Origin of the sequence: Streptomyces sp. NBC_00239, assembly GCF_036194065.1 — a bacterium.
Lineage (GTDB): Bacteria > Actinomycetota > Actinomycetes > Streptomycetales > Streptomycetaceae > Streptomyces.
This window is the reverse complement of sequence record NZ_CP108095.1, coordinates 4,462,012-4,479,756: the sequence shown is the minus strand read 5'-3', so window position 1 is coordinate 4,479,756 and position 17,745 is coordinate 4,462,012. Positions and strand designations below refer to the sequence as shown.

Below are 17,745 nucleotides of genomic sequence, written 5' to 3'. Positions count from 1 at the left end.
CCCGTTCACCCGCCCGCGAACGGCGGGAGGACCTCGACGGTGCCGCCCTCGGTCAGCCGGACCGTGTCGTGCCGGCGCGTGCCCACGGGGTCGCTGTCGACCAGGAAGGAGCAGCGCTTGAGGACCGTGGTCAGCTCCCCCGGGTGCCGGTCGCGGACCGCGTCGAGGGCCTCGGCCAGTGTCTCGGCGGAGTACGGCTCCTCCGCGGTCCCGGCCGCGGCCTTGGCCGCCGCCCAGTAGCGGATGGTTCCCGCTGCCACAGCAGCTCCTTTCGTCCCGCCCGACGGGCGCGCACAGGCCTCCATGATGACGCCTGCCACCCCCGGGACGGTTCAGCGGGCGCCGCCCGGACGGCCGTACGTGACCGAGCCGACAGAAAGAGCCCGCGAACGCCCTCCGCCCCGGAAGCCGAGTGGGCTATTCTGCTGGGCAGAGGATCCGGGCAACGTAGCCCCCGGGTCCTTTTGTGCTTTCAGCACGTTGAACACAGTGCGAACAGTGGTAACCATGCGGACCCCAGGGCGCGGGGAACGCGAAACCGTACGAAGCAGTGCCGCGCAAGTCCTCGACGGGACCGAGGAGGAACCGACGTGATGGGCCAGCGAACCGTTTACGACGAACATCCGACCAGCAGGGCAGGTGGCCGGCGATGAGTTCTCTGCTGCTGCTGACCAACGCCCTCCAGCCGTCGACCGAGGTGCTGCCCGCACTCGGCCTGCTGCTGCACAACGTACGGGTGGCACCCGCCGAGGGCCCGGCCCTGGTGGACACCCCCGGGGCCGACGTGATCCTCGTCGACGGCCGCCGCGACCTCCCGCAGGTCCGCTCCCTGTGCCAGCTGCTGCGCTCCACGGGGCCCGGCTGTCCGCTGATCCTGGTCGTCACCGAGGGCGGCCTCGCCGCCGTCACCGCCGACTGGGGCATCGACGACGTCCTTCTCGACACCGCGGGGCCCGCCGAGGTCGAGGCCCGGCTCCGGCTCGCGACCGGCCGCCAGCAGATCGGCTCGGACGACTCCCCCATGGAGATCCGCAACGGCGACCTGTCGGTCGACGAGGCGACGTACTCCGCCAAGCTGAAGGGGCGGGTCCTGGACCTGACCTTCAAGGAGTTCGAGCTGCTCAAGTACCTCGCCCAGCACCCGGGCCGGGTCTTCACCCGGGCCCAGCTCCTCCAGGAGGTGTGGGGGTACGACTACTTCGGCGGCACCCGCACGGTGGACGTCCACGTACGGCGGCTGCGCGCGAAGCTCGGCCCCGAGCACGAGTCCCTGATCGGCACCGTGCGCAACGTCGGCTACCGCTTCGTCACGCCGGAGAAGGTCGAACGGGCGGCCGAGGAAGCCCGTACGAAGGCCGTCACCCGGGCCGCCGAGGCCATCACCCGCACGGAGGACAAGCCGGTGATCGTCCGAACCGCAGGACGCCCTGCCCAGAGGTAGGTCACCCCGCGTAGACTTTCGCGCGTGGCCAAGGTGACGCGGGACGACGTGGCGCGACTGGCGGGTACCTCTACCGCCGTCGTGAGCTACGTGATCAACAACGGACCCCGGCCGGTTGCCCCGGCCACCCGCGAGCGCGTACTCGGCGCCATCAAGGAACTGGGATACCGGCCCGACCGGGTGGCGCAGGCCATGGCCTCGCGCCGCACCGACCTCATAGGCATGATCGTCCCCGATGCCCGGCAGCCGTTCTTCGCGGAGATGGCACACGCGGTCGAGCAGGCCGCCGCCGAGCGCGGGAAGATGGTCCTGGTCGGGAACTCCGACTACCGGGACGAGCGCGAGGTGCACTACCTGCGCGCGTTCCTCGGCATGCGGGTCTCCGGGCTGATCCTGGTCAGCCAGGGCATGAGCGAACGCGCGGCCAGCGAGATCGAGGCGTGGGACGCGCGGATCGTGCTGCTGCACGAGCGGCCCGAGGCGATCGACGACGTCGCCGTCGTCACCGACGACATCGGCGGCGCCCAGCTCGCCACCCGGCACCTGCTGGAACACGGGCACGAGTACGTGGCCTGCATCGGCGGCGTCGAGAACACCCCGTCGGTCGGCGACCCGGTCGCCGACCACGTCGAGGGCTGGCGGCGGGCCATGCTGGAGTCCGGCCGCTCGGTCGAGGGCCGGCTCTTCGAGGCCCCGTACAACCGGTACGACGCCTACCGGGTCGCGCTGGAGGTGCTGGCCCGCCCCGACCGGCCGCCGGCGATCTTCTGCGCCACCGACGACCAGGCGATCGGCGTCCTGCGCGCGGCCCGCGAGCTGCGCATCGACGTGCCCGGGGAGCTGGCCGTGGCCGGCTTCGACGACGTGAAGGAAGCGGCCCTCACGGACCCGCCCCTCACCACGATCGCCTCCGACCGGCCGGCGATGGCCCGCGCCGCCGTCGACCTGGTCCTCGACGACGCGCTGCGGGTGGCCGGCTCCCGCCGCGAACGCCTCAAGCAGTTCCCGTCGGCCCTGGTCATCCGCCGCTCCTGCGGCTGCGGTCCCGCCAGCAGTTCCTGACGCCGGACCTCAGCCCTTATTTCGGGCATACGCGGTTCTGTCGGGCTTCTCAGCGGGCACTCAGGAAGCTCTCATGATCGGCCGGCACAGTCGGGTACATGACCGACAACAGCCACCGCCGTGAAGGCGACCCGCAGCACACCGAGCCGACCCAGCCGCAGCCGCAGGCCCCCTGGGGCGAGCAGTGGCAGCGCGGGCGGGAGCGCCTCGCGCAGGACACGCAGGCCGGCGGCTACCCGCCGCCGCCCGCGTACCCGCCGGCCGCGCCCGGCTGGTTCGAGGCCCACGGCGACCGGCCGGCGCCGGTCATCCAGGGGGAGACCGTGCCCCAGCCGGCCACCCTCACCGGCCACTCCGGCCTCTCGAGCCTTCCCGGTCACGGAGACCACGGCGGTCACGGAGACCACGGCGGTCACGGGGGCCACGGCGGCGGGCCCGCGCACGCCGCCCCCGCCGACCGCCCGGCCCGCGCCAAGCGGCCCGTCGCACTGCTCACGGCCGTGGCCCTCGCCGCCGCGGTGATCGGCGGCGCCACGGCGGCCGGCGTCGAGCAGCTGTTCGGCGACAAGAACGGCACCGGCGGCGCCTTCGCCGGCACGAACGTCTCGCAGTCCTCCAACGGCACCGTCCGGGGCGTGGCCGAGCAGGTCAGCCCGTCCGTCGTGCGCATCGACACCAAGAAGGGCGGCGGCCAGGCCGTCGGCTCCGGCATCGTGATCACCGCGGACGGCGAGATCGTCACCAACAACCACGTGGTCGACGGCGCCACCGCCGTCCAGGTCACCCTCAGCAACGGCAAGAAGTACGAGGCCGAGATCGTGGGCACCGACCCCGACAAGGACCTCGCCCTCATCAAGCTGAAGGGCGCCCGAGGACTCAAGGCCGCCACCCTCGGCAACTCCGACCGGGTCAAGGTCGGCGACCAGGTCGTCGCGATCGGCTCCCCCGACAGCCTGACCGGCACCGTCACCAGCGGCATCGTCTCCGCCCTCGACCGCGAGGTCAGCGTCCCCAAGTCGGAGGACGGCCAGAACCAGCAGCAGAACCCGTACGGCCAGGGCGGCGGCGACGGCGAGAACTGGCCGTTCTCCTTCGGCGGCCGCCAGTTCAACGGCAACACCGGCTCCGACACCACCTCGTACAAGGCCATCCAGACCGACGCCTCCCTCAACCCGGGCAACTCCGGCGGCGCGCTCATCAACATGAACGGCGAGATCGTCGGCATGCCCTCGGCGATCTACTCGCCCGCCACCGGCGGCTCCGGCGCGGGCAGCGTCGGCCTCGGCTTCGCGATCCCCGTCAACACCATCAAGGCCGACCTCGACCACCTGCGCGACGGCGGCTCGGGCACCGGCGGCTCGAACGGCACCGGGAACTCAGCCGACTCCGGTTCCGACGGCGGCACCTTCGGCACCGGCTTCTGACCCCACCGTGCGAGGCTGGGAACACCACGGGCAGCACGGGCGCCGAGGGCCCGGGCGCCCCCCGACCAAGGAAGACGAGCCGGCCGATGACACCCCCCGAAGGCGACCCCCAGCGCATCCTCATCGTCGACGACGAGCCCGCCGTCCGTGAGGCGCTCCGGCGCAGCCTCGCCTTCGAGGGCTACGGCACCGAGACCGCCGTGGACGGACTCGACGCGCTCGACAAGGCGGCCGCGTACGAGCCGGACCTGATCGTGCTGGACGTCCAGATGCCCCGGATGGACGGGCTGACGGCCGCCCGCCGGCTGCGCGCGGGCGGGTCGGTCACCCCTGTCCTCATGCTCACGGCCCGCGACACGGTCGGCGACCGGGTCACCGGGCTCGACGCGGGCGCCGACGACTACCTGGTCAAACCCTTCGAGCTGGACGAGCTGTTCGCACGGATCCGGGCGCTGCTGCGCCGCAGCCGGTACACCGCACCCACCGCGGACGGCGCCGCGCAGGACGACGTGCTGACCTTCGCAGACCTGCGGATGGACCTGGCCACCCGCGAGGTCACCCGGGGCGGCCGGCCGGTGGAGCTGACCCGTACCGAGTTCACCCTGCTGGAGATGTTCCTCGCGCACCCCCGCCAGGTCCTCACCCGCGAGCAGATCCTCAAGACCGTATGGGGCTTCGACTTCGAGCCGAGCTCCAACTCCCTGGACGTGTACGTGATGTACCTGCGCCGCAAGACCGAGGCGAACGGCGAGCCGCGCCTGGTCCACACCGTCCGCGGCGTCGGCTACGCGCTGCGCGCCGGCGACGGCGGCGCCGAGTGAGCCCGCTCAGACGCTTCCGCGCACTGCCGCTGCGCTCCCGGCTCGCCCTGCTCGTGGCCACCGCGGTGGCCGTCGCGGTGGCGGCCGTCGCCGCGGTCTGCTGGTTCATGGTCCGCACCCAGCTGCGCGACCAGCTGGACGCCTCGCTGGTCGCGACCAACCCGACCGACCAGGTGAAGACGGCCCTCCAGGAGGGCTGCGTGGTGCGGCCGGACCCGCCGGAGCCGCAGATCGCCGGCGAGCTGAACGCCACCGTGCAGATCGTCTCCGCCGACGGCAGGCACTGCTGGGTCAGCGGCAAGACCACGCTGCCCGTCACCGGGACCGACCAGGAGGTCGCGGCCGGCGAACGCCCCGCGCTGCTGCACGACGTGACCACCACCGACGGCGTCGCCATGCGCGTGTACACACTGCCCGCGCGCACCGGGCCGCCCGGCCAGCAGCAGCTGTTCGCCATCTCCGTGGCCAAGCCGCTCACCGACATCGACAAGCCGCTGTCCACCCTCGCCTGGGTGCTGCTCCTCGTCTCCGGCATCGGCGTGGTCGGCGCCGGCGCCGCCGGCCTGTGGGTGGCCCGCACCGGGCTGCGGCCCGTCGACGAACTCACCGGCGCCGTCGAGCACATCGCCCGCACCGAGGACCTCACCGTACGGATCCCCGACGAGGGCGAGGACGAGATCGCCCGCCTGTCCCGGTCCTTCAACCAGATGACGGCCGCCCTCGCCTCCTCCCGGGACCGGCAGGCCCAGCTGATCGCCGACGCCGGGCACGAGCTGCGCACCCCGCTCACATCGCTGCGCACGAACATCGAGCTGCTCGCCCGCAGCGAGGACACCGGGCGGGCCATCCCGCCGGACGACCGCCGCGAGCTGCTGGCGTCCGTGAAGGCGCAGATGACCGAACTGGCCGCGCTGATCGGCGACCTCCAGGAACTGTCCCGGCCGGACGCGGCCGGACCCGGCCCGCTCCAGGTCGTCGCCCTGCACGAGATCACCGGGAGCGCGCTGTCCCGGGCCCGGCTGCGCGGCCCCGAGCTGCGCATCACCGCCGACCTGGATCCCTGGTACGTCCGCGGGGAGGCGGCCGCGCTGGAGCGGGCGGTGGTCAACGTCCTGGACAACGCGGTGAAGTTCAGCCCGCCCGGCGGCGCGGTCGAGGTGACCCTGCGCGCCGGCGAGCTGACCGTACGGGACCGCGGGCCGGGCATCGCGGCCGAGGACCTGCCGCACGTCTTCGACCGGTTCTGGCGCTCGTCCTCGGCGCGCGCCCTGCCCGGCAGCGGGCTCGGGCTGTCCATCGTCGCCCGTACCGTCACCCACGCGGGCGGGTCGGCTGAGCTGCGCCCCGCCGACCCGGGGCCGGGCACCGAGGCGGTGCTGCGCCTGCCGGGCGCGCCGACCCCGCCGCCGGATATCGCGTAGCCGCCCCCGCCCGGACGCCCGCCTAGAACGGGTTGTGGGCGATGAGCGACTCGACGAGGCCGCCGCGGGTGTTCGGGAAGTCCATCGGGACCACGCCCAGGCCCGTCCGGCCGGCCATCTCGCCGCCGGCCACGAAGGAGTGGACCTGCGGGTTGAGGCGGTCGGAGTTCCAGCGCGGCGGCATGTACGCGGACGTGCTGGTGTAGTTCACGAACAGCCGGCCGGGCTGCTGGACGGCCTTGCGGAAGTGGTTCTCGATCTTGCCGCGCTTGGCGAACGGCTCCGCGTTGTAGTCGTCCTGGATGTCGAAGTACGTGCCGTCGCCGTAGCGCAGGCCGGGCAGGCCGCCGTTGTCGCCGAGCAGCACCACCTTGCCGCGGGCCTCGCCGAGCGAGGGCAGGCCGGCGCCGATGCGGAACAGCGGGCGCCAGCCCCGGTTGTCGAGGTAGTCGTCGAAGACGGCCCGGAAGGCGGCGTCGCTCTCGCCGGAGTACTCCTGCTTGACGCGCATCAGGACGGTCTCGCCGGGGTGCGCGGCGAGGAAGTTCCAGCAGGCCGCGAGGACGTCGCCGAACATCAGGTTCTGGTAGAAGGCCGCGTGGTGGATGGCGAAGGAGCCGCCCGTCAGCCGGCAGCGCACGTCGAGGAACCGGATGCCCGCGTTCAGCTGGTCCGCGATGGTGATGTTCTGGCAGGCCACGTACAGCCCGCCGTAGAGCGCCCCGGAGTCGTGCGTGCCGGGGATCGTCAGCCGGGTCAGCGGGGTCGCGGCGGGCAGCGCGCCCATCCAGTCCCGCACTCCGGGAGCGGCCGCCGCGCGCCCCGCCCCCAGTCCGGTGCCCACGGCGGCCGCGGCCGCTCCCACCAGAAACGTGCGCCGGTCCAGGCCCATCGGCTTCCCCTCGTCCGCCCTACTGGTCGGTACGGAGTATGGCGTGCACACGTCACAACTGGAAGCCGTCGGACACGACCGCGTCCGACGCCCCGCGGACGCCGGAGGGGCGGCGGGCCGTGATGGCCCGCCGCCCCTCCCCTCGCGAGCGCGGTGCGTTGCGCTGCGTACTACTTGATGATCGTGATCCGGTCCGCGGCCGGGGGCACGAGCGGGGCGGACTCGGACGAGTGCGCACCCAGGTAGGCGTTGAAGACGTCCAGGTCGGACGCGCCCACCAGCTTGTTCTTGTGCTCCTTCAGGACGGTGAAGCCGTCACCGCCGCCCGCGAGGAACTCGTTCATCGCGACGCGGTAGGTGCGCGCCGGGTCGATGGCCGCGCCGTTCAGCTTCACCGAGTCGACGACGATCCGGTCGGCGCCGGCCTTCGTCAGGTCGAGGGTGTAGGTGAAGCCCTTCGAGACCTGGAGGATCTTCGGGCTCGGGCCGTTGACCGGGCCGCTGACCTGCTGCTGGAGCGCGGTGATCAGCTGCGCGCCGGTGAGGTCCACGATGTTCATCATGTTGGTGAACGGCTGGACCGTGAAGGCCTCGCCGTACGTCACGATGCCGTCGGTCGCCTCGCTGCCCGACTTGGCGTACGCCAGGTCGGAGCGGATCCCGCCCGGGTTCATGATGGCCAGCTGGGCCCCGCCCTTGTCGGCCGGGGACAGCGCCTCCAGCTGGGCGTCGGCGATGACGTCGCCCAGCGGCTTCTCGTACGCCGTCGAGCCGCGGCCCGCGATGTCCGCCGCGATGAAGCCCTGCGGGCGGTCGGCGACCGGCTTGGCCAGCTCGTTCCAGCGACCGATCAGCTCGGTCATGTCCGCGGCCTTCTCCTGGTCGCGGGTGACCACGCGGTTGACGGCCTTCACCGGCTTGACCGCGGTGCGGACGATGTCCTTGGTCTTGCGGTCGTAGGTCAGCGTGGATTCCGTGTACAGGCGGCCCAGCGAGGCCGCCGAGGTGACGGAGCGCGGGTTGCCGGCCGGGTCCGGGATGGTGCACGCGTACGCCTGGTGCGTGTGGCCGGTGACCAGCGCGTCGACCTTCGCGTCCACGTTCTTGGCGATGTCGACGATGGCGCCCGAGATGCCGGCGCCCGCGCCCGGCAGGTCGCAGTCGTAGTTGTACGCGCCCGAGGCCGGCAGGCCGCCCTCGTGGATCAGCGCGACGATCGACTTGACGCCCTGCTTGTTGAGCTCGGCGGCGTACTTGTTGATCGTCTCGACCTCGTCGCCGAACTTCAGGCCCTTGACGCCCTCGGCGGTGACGACGTCCGGGGTGCCCTCGAGGGTCACACCGATGAAGCCGATCTTGACGCCGTCCTTCTTCCACACCCAGTACGGTTTCATCAGCGGGCGCTTCGTCTTCTCGACGACCGCGTTCGCCGCGAGGTACGGGAACTTCGCGCCCTCGAAGGTCTTGCCGTACTCGAAGCAGCCCTCCTTGGGGTGGCAGCCGCCGTACTGCATGCGCAGCAGCTCCTGGCGCCCCTCGTCGAACTCGTGGTTGCCCACGCTCGTCACGTCGAGGTCCAGCTTGTTCAGCGCCTCGATGCTCGGCTCGTCGTGGAACAGACCGGACAGCATCGGGCTGCCGCCGATCATGTCGCCCGCCGCCGCGGTCACCGAGTACGGGTGGCCCTCGCGCGCCTTGCGCAGGCTCGTGGCGAGGTACTCGGCGCCACCGGCGGGGATCGCCTTGGTGGTGCCGTCCGCCTGGCGCTCGGTCACGTTGCCGGAGGAACCCTGCGGGGGCTCCAGCGTGCCGTGGAAGTCGTTGAGGGACAGCAGCTGGACGTCGACCAGGCGGCCGGAGTCCGAGCCGCCGGCCGGGACGACCGCCCCGGCCGGGAGGGCGGCGGCCACAAGAGCACCCGCGCCTGCCGTCACCGCGAGAGCGGCGAAGGTCAACCGCCGGTTCCGACGGTGCCGTTGTGGTGTCGCTGACATTCGTTCCCCTTTGCGGACAGCGATACGACTGGGAGGTTCATACGATCTTCTTTGCCGAAAATCGCTAGCGAAGCCTACGGTCAACGCGCGTAGCACAACAGGGGGTAACGGGTTACGACGAGGTTGCGGCTGAGGTCGGGGGAGCTCGCCGTAGGCTCGATGCATGACTGACGCAGCAGCGGCTCTGGAGCCGGGACGGCAGATCCAGGAACTCGACGAACTGACGCACGAACAGGCCGACGCGGTCCTCGGCCTCATCGAGGAAGCCGCCCGCACCGACGGCACCACCGCCGTCTCCGAGCAGGGCAGGCTCCAGCTCCATGGCGGGCGGCGCGCGGGCATCCGGCACTTCCTCCTCACCGAGCGCGGCCGCCTCGCCGGCTACGCCCAACTGGAGGACACCGACCCGGTCGAGGCCCCCGCCGCCGAGCTGGTCGTCCACCCCGCGATGCGCGGCCGCGGGCACGGCCGGGCCCTGGGCACCGCCCTGCTCGCCGCTTCCGGCAAACGACTTCGAGTCTGGGCACACGGGGGCAAATCGGCCGCCCGCCACCTGGCGCAGGTCCTCGGCCTCACCCTCTTCCGCGAACTGCGCCAGCTGCGCCGCCCCTTGGCCGGCGGCTCCCCGCTCCCCGAGCCCGTGCTGCCGGCCGGGGTCACCGTACGCACCTTCGTGCCCGGCGCCGACGACGAGGCCTGGCTCGCCGCGAACGCCGCCGCCTTCGCCCACCACCCCGAGCAGGGCGCACTCGTCCAGCGCGACCTCGACGACCGCAAGGCCCAGCCGTGGTTCGACCCCAAGGGCTTCTTCCTCGCCGAGCGCGACGGCAAGCTGGTCGGCTTCCACTGGACGAAGGTCCACCCCGAGCAGCAGCTCGGCGAGGTGTACGTGGTCGGCGTCCTGCCCGGCGCCCAGGGCGGCGGACTGGGCAAGGCCCTCACCGCCGTCGGACTGCGCCATCTGGCCGACGCCGGCCTGCCCACCGCGATGCTCTACGTCGACGCCGACAACCCCGCCGCGCTCGCCGTCTACGAGGGCCTCGGCTTCGTCACCCACGAGGTGGACCTCATGTACCGCACGGAGTCCTGACCCGCCCGGCCCTCCCCCGCCCCACCCCCGTCCGCACGCGGCAAAACTCCTGGCCACCGGCACCGCGCCGGCGGCCAGGACACAAGAAGGTCACGGCTTGGGCCGGGCGCTCCCTGGAAGCCACACGCCATTAACCGGGCATTCAGACACGCTTGTCACGCTCGCGCCATGCAGCCCGCCGCCGACCCATCCCTGCGCACAGGACTACGGCTGACGGCCGGAAATTCCGACGCGCCTGTACTGCCGCGTGCGCGGAAGAATGGAGGTATGAGCCAGCAGAGCAGCGCCGAGGTACCGGTCCAGCACGTCCAGCCCTCCGTAGGTTCCATAGCCGCGCACCGTCCGCTTTCGGTTTCCGCCGGGATTTCCGACCTGGAACCCGACCTCGACGCCGATCTCGACGCGTACGACGAGGACGGCTCCGACGGCGAGCTCCCCAGCGGCCGCTTCCTCGACCGCGAACGCAGCTGGCTCGCCTTCAACGAGCGCGTCCTCGAACTCGCCGAGGACCCGACCACCCCACTCCTCGAACGGGCTAACTTCCTCGCGATTTTCGCGAGCAACCTCGACGAGTTCTTCATGGTCCGCGTGGCCGGCCTCAAGCGCCGCATCGCGACCGGCGTCGCCACCCGCTCGGCCTCCGGTCTGCAGCCCCGCGAGGTGCTCGACCAGATCTGGACCCGCTCCCGCGAGCTCATGGCCCGGCACGCCGCCTGCTACCAGCAGGACGTCTCCCCGGCCCTCGCCGAGGAGGGCATCGAGCTGATCCGCTGGCCCGAGCTGACGGAGAAGGAGCAGGCACGCCTGTTCACCCTCTTCCGCAACCGGATCTTCCCGGTGCTCACCCCCCTGGCCGTGGACCCCGCGCACCCCTTCCCGTACATCTCCGGCCTCTCCCTCAACCTGGCCGTCGTCGTGCGCAACCCGGTCAGCGGCCACCGCCACTTCGCCCGGGTCAAGGTCCCGCCGCTGCTCAACCGCTTCCTGGAGGCCTCACCCCAGCGGTACGTGCCCCTTGAGGACGTCATCGCCGCGCACCTCGAAGAGCTGTTCCCCGGCATGGAGGTGCTCGCCCACCACATGTTCCGGGTCACCCGCAACGAGGACCTGGAAGTGGAGGAGGACGACGCCGAGAACCTCCTCCAGGCCCTGGAGAAGGAACTCATGCGGCGCCGCTTCGGCCCCCCGGTCCGCCTGGAGGTCGAGGAGTCCATCGACCCGGGCGTCCTCGACCTGCTGGTGCAGGAGCTGAACGTCACCGCCGCCGAGGTGTACCCGCTGCCCGGCCCGCTCGACCTCACCGGCCTCTTCGGGATAGCGGGCCTGGACCGGCCCGAGCTCAAGTACCAGAAGTTCATCGCCGGCACCCACCGCGACCTCGCCGAGGTCGAGTCCGCCTCCGCGCCCGACATCTTCGCGGCCCTGCGCGAGCGCGACGTCCTGCTGCACCACCCGTACGACAGCTTCTCCACGTCCGTGCAGGCCTTCCTGGAGCAGGCCGCCGCCGACCCCGACGTCCTCGCCATCAAGCAGACGCTGTACCGCACCTCCGGCGACTCCCCGATCGTGGACGCCCTCATCGACGCCGCCGAATCCGGCAAGCAGGTCCTCGTCCTCGTCGAGATCAAGGCCCGCTTCGACGAGCAGGCCAACATCAAGTGGGCGCGCAAGCTCGAAGAGGCCGGCTGCCACGTCGTCTACGGCCTGGTCGGCCTCAAGACGCACTGCAAGCTGTCCCTGGTGGTCCGCCAGGAGGGCGAGACGCTGCGCCGCTACTCCCACGTCGGCACCGGCAACTACCACCCCAAGACCGCCCGGCTGTACGAGGACCTCGGCCTGCTCACCGCCGACCCGCAGGTCGGCGCGGACCTCTCCGACCTCTTCAACCGGCTGTCCGGCTACTCCCGCCGCGAGACCTACCGCCGCCTGCTGGTGGCGCCCAAGTCGCTGCGCGACGGACTGATCTCGCGGATCAACAAGGAAGCGGCCCACCACAAGGCCGGCCGCCCCGCGTACGTCCGCATCAAGGTCAACTCGATCGTCGACGAGGCACTCATCGACGCGCTCTACCGGGCCGCCCAGGCAGGCGTGCCCGTGGACATCTGGGTGCGCGGCATCTGCGCCATCCGCCCCGGAGTGGCCGGACTCTCGGAGAACATCCGCGTCCGGTCCGTGCTCGGCCGCTTCCTGGAGCACTCCCGGCTCTTCGCCTTCGGCAACGGCGGCGAACCCGAGATCTGGCTCGGCAGCGCCGACATGATGCACCGCAACCTCGACCGCCGCATCGAGGCCCTCGTGCGGGTCACCGACCCCGCCCACCGCGCCGCGCTGGACCGGCTGCTGGAGACCGGCATGTCCGACTCCAGCTCCTCCTGGCACCTCGGTCCGGACGGCGAATGGACCCGGCACAGCACGGACGCGGAAGGCCAGCCGCTGCGGCACGTACAGGAGATGCTCATAGACGCCCGGAGGCGCCGGCGTGGCTCAGCAAAACCTTGACACCCGTGCCGGTGACGTCCTGGGCGCGTACCTGCGCGCCCAGGCGACCACCTTCCTACGAGGACTGCGGCTCCACGAGGAGAGCGGAGCCGACGCGGCGGAGGGCACCGAAGCCGCCCGCGTGCTGCGCGGGGCCGCCCGCCGGATCAGCAGCTCGCTCGCCACGTTCCGGCCGGTCACGGACCCGGCCTGGGCGGACGGCCTGCGCACCGAGCTGACCTGGCTCTCGTCGACCCTCGCCGACGAGCACGCCTACGGGGCCCGGCTGGGCCGGCTGCTCGACGCCCTGCACCGGCTGTCGGGCACGCCCGAGCTGCCCTCGCCGCGCGGCGCCGGCCGCTCCTCCCTGACCGTGGGCTCGGCCCGGGCCGGCGCCCTGCTGGAACGCCAGCTGACCCTGGCCCGGACCCGCGCGCACTCCGCGACCCTCCAGGCCCTCGGCTCCGCCCGCTTCCACGCGGTCGCGGACGCCGTGGCGGTGCTGGCCTCGGAGGTGCCGCTGGACCGGATCGCGGCCGCGGGCCGTACGGACGAGGTGCTCGTCCCGCTGTCCGCGCAGGTCGCCGACCGGCTGGCGGCCGCCGCCGCGGACCTGCCGCTGCTGCGCGCCGCGCACCCGTACAACGCGGAGGCGCTGGTCGACGACGAACGCCAGGACGCGCCCTGGCACCGGGTCCGCTCGCTGCTGCGGGTCCACCGGTACGCGCAGGAGACCCTGGCGGCGGACGTCGCCCGGCTCACCGCGGCCGGCGAGGCCCTGGACCGGCACCGGGACGCGGCGGAGGCGGCGACCGCGTCGGCCACGGCGGCCCGCACCCCGCGGATCGCCCCGGCCACGGCGTATGCGCTGGGCGTGCTGCACGCCGACCAGCGGCACGAGGTCGAGGCCGCGCGGTACGACTTCCAGCGCATCTGGCAGCGCTCGGCGGTCCCCACGTGACGGGGGGAGCGGCATGAGCGACCTGGAGGCGGCGGGGTGCGTACTGTGGCGGCGCTCCCCGTGGGACGACTGCCTGGAGATCTGCCTGGTCCACCGCCCCCGGTACGACGACTGGTCGCACCCGAAGGGGAAGCTGAAGAAGTCCGAGACCCCGGACCGTGCCGCGGTCCGGGAGGTGCGCGAGGAGACCGGCCAGAGCTGCGCGCTCGGCACCGCCCTCCCCGCGGCGCACTACTACGTGGGCGGGCTGTCGAAGACGGTGCACTACTGGGCCGCGGAGGCCCTCGGCGGCACCTTCACGCCGTCCAAGGAGGTCGACCGGATCCTCTGGCTCTCCCCGGCCGCCGCCCGCAACCGCGTCAGCCACCCCCGCGACCGCGCCCTCCTGGACAGCGCCCTGAACGCCCTCCACTGACGCCCCGGACCTGCCGGCACGGCGCCGGCACCGCGCGGCGCTGCCCCCCGCGCCCGGCACCCGGCACCCGGCACCCGGCACCCGGCACCCGCTGGTGAACGCCCCCGGGGTCTGTCACGCTGGCCGAAAAGCGATCCCCGTCCGCCCCGCGCTCCCCGGCCCCGCCCGGCCCCGCGGGCCCGTCGGGATCGGCCGTATCAGGCCCAAGTCGCCCGGGGGCGCACCATGCCGTCCGCCATGGTTCACCGTCCGTTCACTCTCTTCGGTCGGTCGCTTCATCTGATCTGCCTAATTTCAATCGTGCACGGCGCACGTCGGACGGGAACGAGTCCACCCGCCGCGCATCGAGACGTAACCCCTTAGTAGTCCTCTTCGCACGCCGCCTGAGATCAACGAGACCGGCGGCTCCTGGAAGGAACACCCGAAAGTGAAGCTTCAGCGCAAGAACCGGCTTCGTGCCTCCGCCCTCGGGGCCCTCGTCGTGTCCGGCGCCCTGGTCCTCACGGCGTGCGGCTCCGACGACAACACCAAGTCCCCGAAGGACGGCAGCACCGCTGCGGCCGCCCCGACCGGTGACGCGAAGGCCTGTGAGGGCGCCAAGGGCCAGCTCCTGGCGGCCGGCTCGACCGCTCAGAAGAACGCCATGGACCTGTGGGTCAAGGGCTTCCAGGCCACCTGCCCCGGCGTGGAGATCAACTACCAGGCCATCGGCTCCGGTGGCGGCATCACCAAGTTCAACCAGGGCCAGGTCTCGTTCGCCGGCTCCGACTCCGCGCTGAAGGAGGAGGAGGTCGCCGAATCGAAGAAGATCTGCAAGACCGGCCAGGGCATCAACCTGCCGATGGTCGGCGGCCCCATCGCCATCGGCTACAACCTGAGCGGTGTGGACAAGCTCGTCCTCGACGCCCCGACCCTCGCCAAGATCTTCGACGACAAGATCAAGAAGTGGGACGACGCGGCGATCGCCAAGCTCAACCCGGGCGTGAAGCTCCCGGGCACCGCCATCCAGGCGTTCCACCGCTCGGACGAGTCCGGCACCACCCAGAACCTGGGCAAGTACCTCTCCGAGGCCGCTCCGGCCGACTGGAAGCACGACCCCAAGTCGAAGTCGTGGCTGGCCCCCGGTGGCCAGGCCGCCAACGGCTCCTCCTCCGTCGCCTCGAACGTCAAGGACACGGACGGCGCGATCGGCTACTTCGAGCTCTCGTACGCGAAGAACAGCTCGATCAAGACCGTCGCCATGAACACGGGCGCCTCCGCCCCGGTCGAGGCCAGCACGGAGAACGCCTCCAAGGCGATCGCCGCCGCCAAGGTCAAGGGCACCGGCAACGACGTCGCCCTGAAGCTCGACTACACCACCAAGGCCGAGGGCGCCTACCCGCTCGTCCTGGTGACGTACGAGATCGCCTGCGACAAGGGCAACAAGGCCGAGACCCTGCCGACGATGAAGGCGTTCCTCAACTACGCCATCAGCGAGGCCGGCCAGAAGGCCCTCGCCGACGCGCACTACGCGCCGATGCCGGCCGAGATCGCGGCCAAGGTCCGCGCGATCGTCCCCACCCTCTCCTGACCCACCGCGGGCGGCTCCGCGACTGCGGAGCCGCCCGCACCATCCGGTGCACCGCCGCCTGGAGCGTTCCGCTCCGCAGACCGGAGAAATCATGGACATATCGACTCGAACCGAAGAGGCACCGCGCTCCGCCGTGTCCCGCAAACGGCGCAGCCCCGGCAGCGCCGGCGACCGGATCTTCCTGGGCCTCTCCCGGGGATCCGGCATCACCCTTCTGGTGATCATGGCCGCCATCGCGGCCTTCCTGACCTACCGCACGGTCCTGGCCATCTCCGAGGACGAGGCGAACTTCCTCACCACCTCGGAGTGGAACCCGGCCGGTGACCCGCCGGTCTTCGGCATCGCCGTCCTCGTGTACGGCACGGTCGTCAGCTCGATCATCGCGATGGTCATCGCCGTGCCGGTCGCCATCGGCATCGCGCTGTTCATCTCGCACTACGCCCCGCGCAAGCTGGCCGGCCCGCTCGGCTACCTGGTCGACCTGCTGGCCGCCGTCCCGAGCATCATCTACGGCCTCTGGGGCGCGGTCTTCCTGGTCCCGTACCTGGGCGGCCTGAACTCCTGGCTCGACCAGTTCCTCGGCTGGACGTACATCTTCGACAAGACCAGCGAAGGCATCGCCCGGAACATGTTCACGGTCGGCATCCTGCTGGCGATCATGATCCTGCCGATCATCACCAACGTCACGCGTGAGGTCTTCCTCCAGGCGCCCCGTGCGAACGAGGAGGCCGCCCTGGCCCTCGGCGCCACGCGCTGGGAAGTCATCCGCATGGCCGTCCTGCCCTTCGGCCGCTCCGGCATCATCAGCGCCTCGATGCTCGGCCTCGGCCGCGCGCTCGGCGAGACGATGGCCGTCGCCGTGGTGCTCTCCCCGAGCTTCCTGATCTCCGGCCACCTGCTGGACCCGGGCGGCGGCACGTTCGCGCAGAACATCGCCGCGAAGTTCAACGAAGCCAACGAGTTCGGCCGTGACGCGCTCATCGCCTCCGGTCTCGTCCTCTTCGTCATCACCCTGCTGGTCAACGGCGCCGCCCGCATGATCATTGCGCGCCGCAAGGAGTACTCGGGGGCCAACGCATGAGCCAGCTCGTCCAGGACACGCGCCCCGCGTCCTCCCTGCACAAGTCCCTCAGCCACGCGCGGCTGCCCCGCTGGGCGCCGGCCGCGATCGCCGCGGGCTCCATCGCCGCGGGCACGGCCATCGGCCTCGGCGCCGGGCTGCACAGCAAGGTCCAGTGGGGCCTGCTCGCCGCCCTGATCTTCGTGGCCGGCACCTACGCGATCACCAGCAAGGTCGAAGGCAGCCGCCAGGGCAAGGACCGCGTCGCGACCAGCCTCGTCTGGGTCTGCTTCGTCCTCGCCGTCATCCCGCTGCTCTCGCTCGCCTGGGTCACGATCTCCAAGGGCATCAAGGTCCTCGACGCGTACTTCCTGAGCCACTCGATGAGCGGCCTGCTCGACGCGGAAGAGGGCGGCGGCGTCTACCACGCCCTGCTCGGCACCCTGGAGCAGGTGGGCATCGCCACGCTGATCGCGGCGCCCATCGGCATGCTCACGGCGGTCTACCTCGTCGAGTACGGCCGCGGGAAGCTGGCCCAGGCGGTCACCTTCTTCGTCGACGTCATGACCGGCATCCCGTCGATCGTCGCGGGCCTGTTCATCCTCGCGACCTGGAATCTGATGCTGGGCTTCGGGCCCTCCGGATTCGCGGGCGCCATGGCGCTGGCCATCCTGATGATGCCGGTCGTCGTCCGGTCCACCGAGGAGATGCTCAAGCTCGTCCCGAACGAACTCCGCGAGGCCTCGCTGGCGCTCGGAGTCCCGAAGTGGCGCACCATTCTGAAGGTGGTCCTCCCCACGGCCATCGGCGGCATCACCACCGGCGTGATGCTCTCCGTAGCCCGCATCACAGGTGAGACCGCCCCGGTGCTGCTGCTCGTCTTCGGCACGAAGCTGATCAACCCGGACCCCTTCGAAGGCGCGCAGTCGTCGCTCCCGCTCTACGTGTACGAGCAGTACTCCGTAGGCACCGACGCCGCGCTCGACCGGGCCTGGGCCGCAGCCCTCGTCCTGATCGCCTTCGTCATGATCCTCAACCTGGTGGCCCGCGGCATCGCCCGCTGGAAGGCCCCGAAGACCGGCCGCTGACGCAGCCGAACGAAAGAAGCTGATTCAC

Annotated in this window: 15 protein-coding genes; 12 read left to right on the top strand and 3 right to left on the bottom strand. The window is 71.7% G+C overall.

The window, feature by feature from the left end; translation table 11 throughout:
- Window positions 1-5 precede the first annotated feature (5 nt).
- Complete coding sequence (locus OG764_RS19825) at window positions 6-260, bottom strand: MoaD/ThiS family protein (RefSeq protein ID WP_328969746.1); 255 nt, start codon at window positions 258-260, stop codon at window positions 6-8.
- Between the two features lie 389 nt (window positions 261-649).
- On the opposite strand from OG764_RS19825, the gene OG764_RS19820 reads away from it, so the two are divergent.
- The 5 genes from OG764_RS19820 (at window position 650) to OG764_RS19800 (ending at window position 6,169) form a co-directional block, all read left to right on the top strand.
- Window positions 650-1,441, top strand: coding sequence for a response regulator transcription factor (locus tag OG764_RS19820; protein WP_328969745.1), 792 nt, complete (start codon window positions 650-652; stop codon window positions 1,439-1,441).
- A 24-nt stretch (window positions 1,442-1,465) separates the two neighbouring features.
- Entirely contained in the window at window positions 1,466-2,503 is a 1,038-nt protein-coding gene (locus tag OG764_RS19815; protein WP_328969744.1) for a LacI family DNA-binding transcriptional regulator, read from the top strand.
- Between the two features lie 98 nt (window positions 2,504-2,601).
- Window positions 2,602-3,927 (top strand): S1C family serine protease, encoded by a 1,326-nt coding sequence (locus OG764_RS19810; RefSeq protein ID WP_328969743.1) that lies wholly within the window; start codon window positions 2,602-2,604, stop codon window positions 3,925-3,927.
- Between the two features lie 86 nt (window positions 3,928-4,013).
- Entirely contained in the window at window positions 4,014-4,748 is a 735-nt protein-coding gene (locus OG764_RS19805; protein ID WP_328969742.1) for a response regulator transcription factor, read from the top strand.
- A complete protein-coding gene (locus tag OG764_RS19800) occupies window positions 4,745-6,169 on the top strand; it encodes a sensor histidine kinase (protein WP_328969741.1) in 1,425 nt (474 codons plus the stop codon). The genes OG764_RS19805 and OG764_RS19800 overlap by 4 nt, the downstream gene beginning before the upstream one ends.
- 22 nt (window positions 6,170-6,191) lie before the next feature.
- On the opposite strand, the gene OG764_RS19795 is transcribed toward OG764_RS19800, so the two are convergent.
- Both OG764_RS19795 and OG764_RS19790 read right to left on the bottom strand, forming a co-directional pair.
- Window positions 6,192-7,061: a phosphatidylinositol-specific phospholipase C gene (locus tag OG764_RS19795; protein WP_328973079.1), complete on the bottom strand. Its 870-nt coding sequence runs from the start codon at window positions 7,059-7,061 to the stop codon at window positions 6,192-6,194.
- Window positions 7,062-7,231: 170 nt separating this feature from the next.
- On the bottom strand, window positions 7,232-9,055 hold the full coding sequence (locus tag OG764_RS19790) for a bifunctional metallophosphatase/5'-nucleotidase (RefSeq protein WP_328969740.1): 1,824 nt from the start codon (window positions 9,053-9,055) through the stop codon (window positions 7,232-7,234).
- A gap of 163 nt (window positions 9,056-9,218) precedes the next feature.
- Here OG764_RS19790 and mshD point away from each other — a divergent pair, with 163 nt between their 5' ends.
- From mshD to pstA, 7 genes are all read left to right on the top strand, one after another.
- The gene (gene mshD / locus OG764_RS19785) at window positions 9,219-10,145 is read left to right on the top strand and encodes a mycothiol synthase (RefSeq protein WP_328969739.1); all 927 of its coding nucleotides are present in this window, start codon (window positions 9,219-9,221) and stop codon (window positions 10,143-10,145) included.
- A 267-nt stretch (window positions 10,146-10,412) separates the two neighbouring features.
- On the top strand, window positions 10,413-12,644 hold the full coding sequence (locus OG764_RS19780) for an RNA degradosome polyphosphate kinase (RefSeq protein WP_328969738.1): 2,232 nt from the start codon (window positions 10,413-10,415) through the stop codon (window positions 12,642-12,644).
- The gene (locus tag OG764_RS19775) at window positions 12,625-13,584 is read left to right on the top strand and encodes a CHAD domain-containing protein (RefSeq protein WP_328969737.1); all 960 of its coding nucleotides are present in this window, start codon (window positions 12,625-12,627) and stop codon (window positions 13,582-13,584) included. Before OG764_RS19780 ends, OG764_RS19775 begins: the two co-directional genes overlap by 20 nt.
- Window positions 13,585-13,597: 13 nt before the next feature.
- Window positions 13,598-13,999, top strand: a complete 402-nt coding sequence (locus OG764_RS19770) for an NUDIX hydrolase (protein ID WP_328969736.1) — start codon at window positions 13,598-13,600, stop codon at window positions 13,997-13,999.
- Window positions 14,000-14,426: 427 nt separating this feature from the next.
- Window positions 14,427-15,569 (top strand): phosphate ABC transporter substrate-binding protein PstS, encoded by a 1,143-nt coding sequence (pstS, locus tag OG764_RS19765; RefSeq protein ID WP_328969735.1) that lies wholly within the window; start codon window positions 14,427-14,429, stop codon window positions 15,567-15,569.
- A 91-nt stretch (window positions 15,570-15,660) separates the two neighbouring features.
- The gene (gene pstC / locus OG764_RS19760; protein WP_328969734.1) at window positions 15,661-16,650 is read left to right on the top strand and encodes a phosphate ABC transporter permease subunit PstC; all 990 of its coding nucleotides are present in this window, start codon (window positions 15,661-15,663) and stop codon (window positions 16,648-16,650) included.
- Entirely contained in the window at window positions 16,647-17,717 is a 1,071-nt protein-coding gene (pstA, locus tag OG764_RS19755; protein ID WP_328969733.1) for a phosphate ABC transporter permease PstA, read from the top strand. The genes pstC and pstA overlap by 4 nt, the downstream gene beginning before the upstream one ends.
- Window positions 17,718-17,745: the final 28 nt, after the last annotated feature.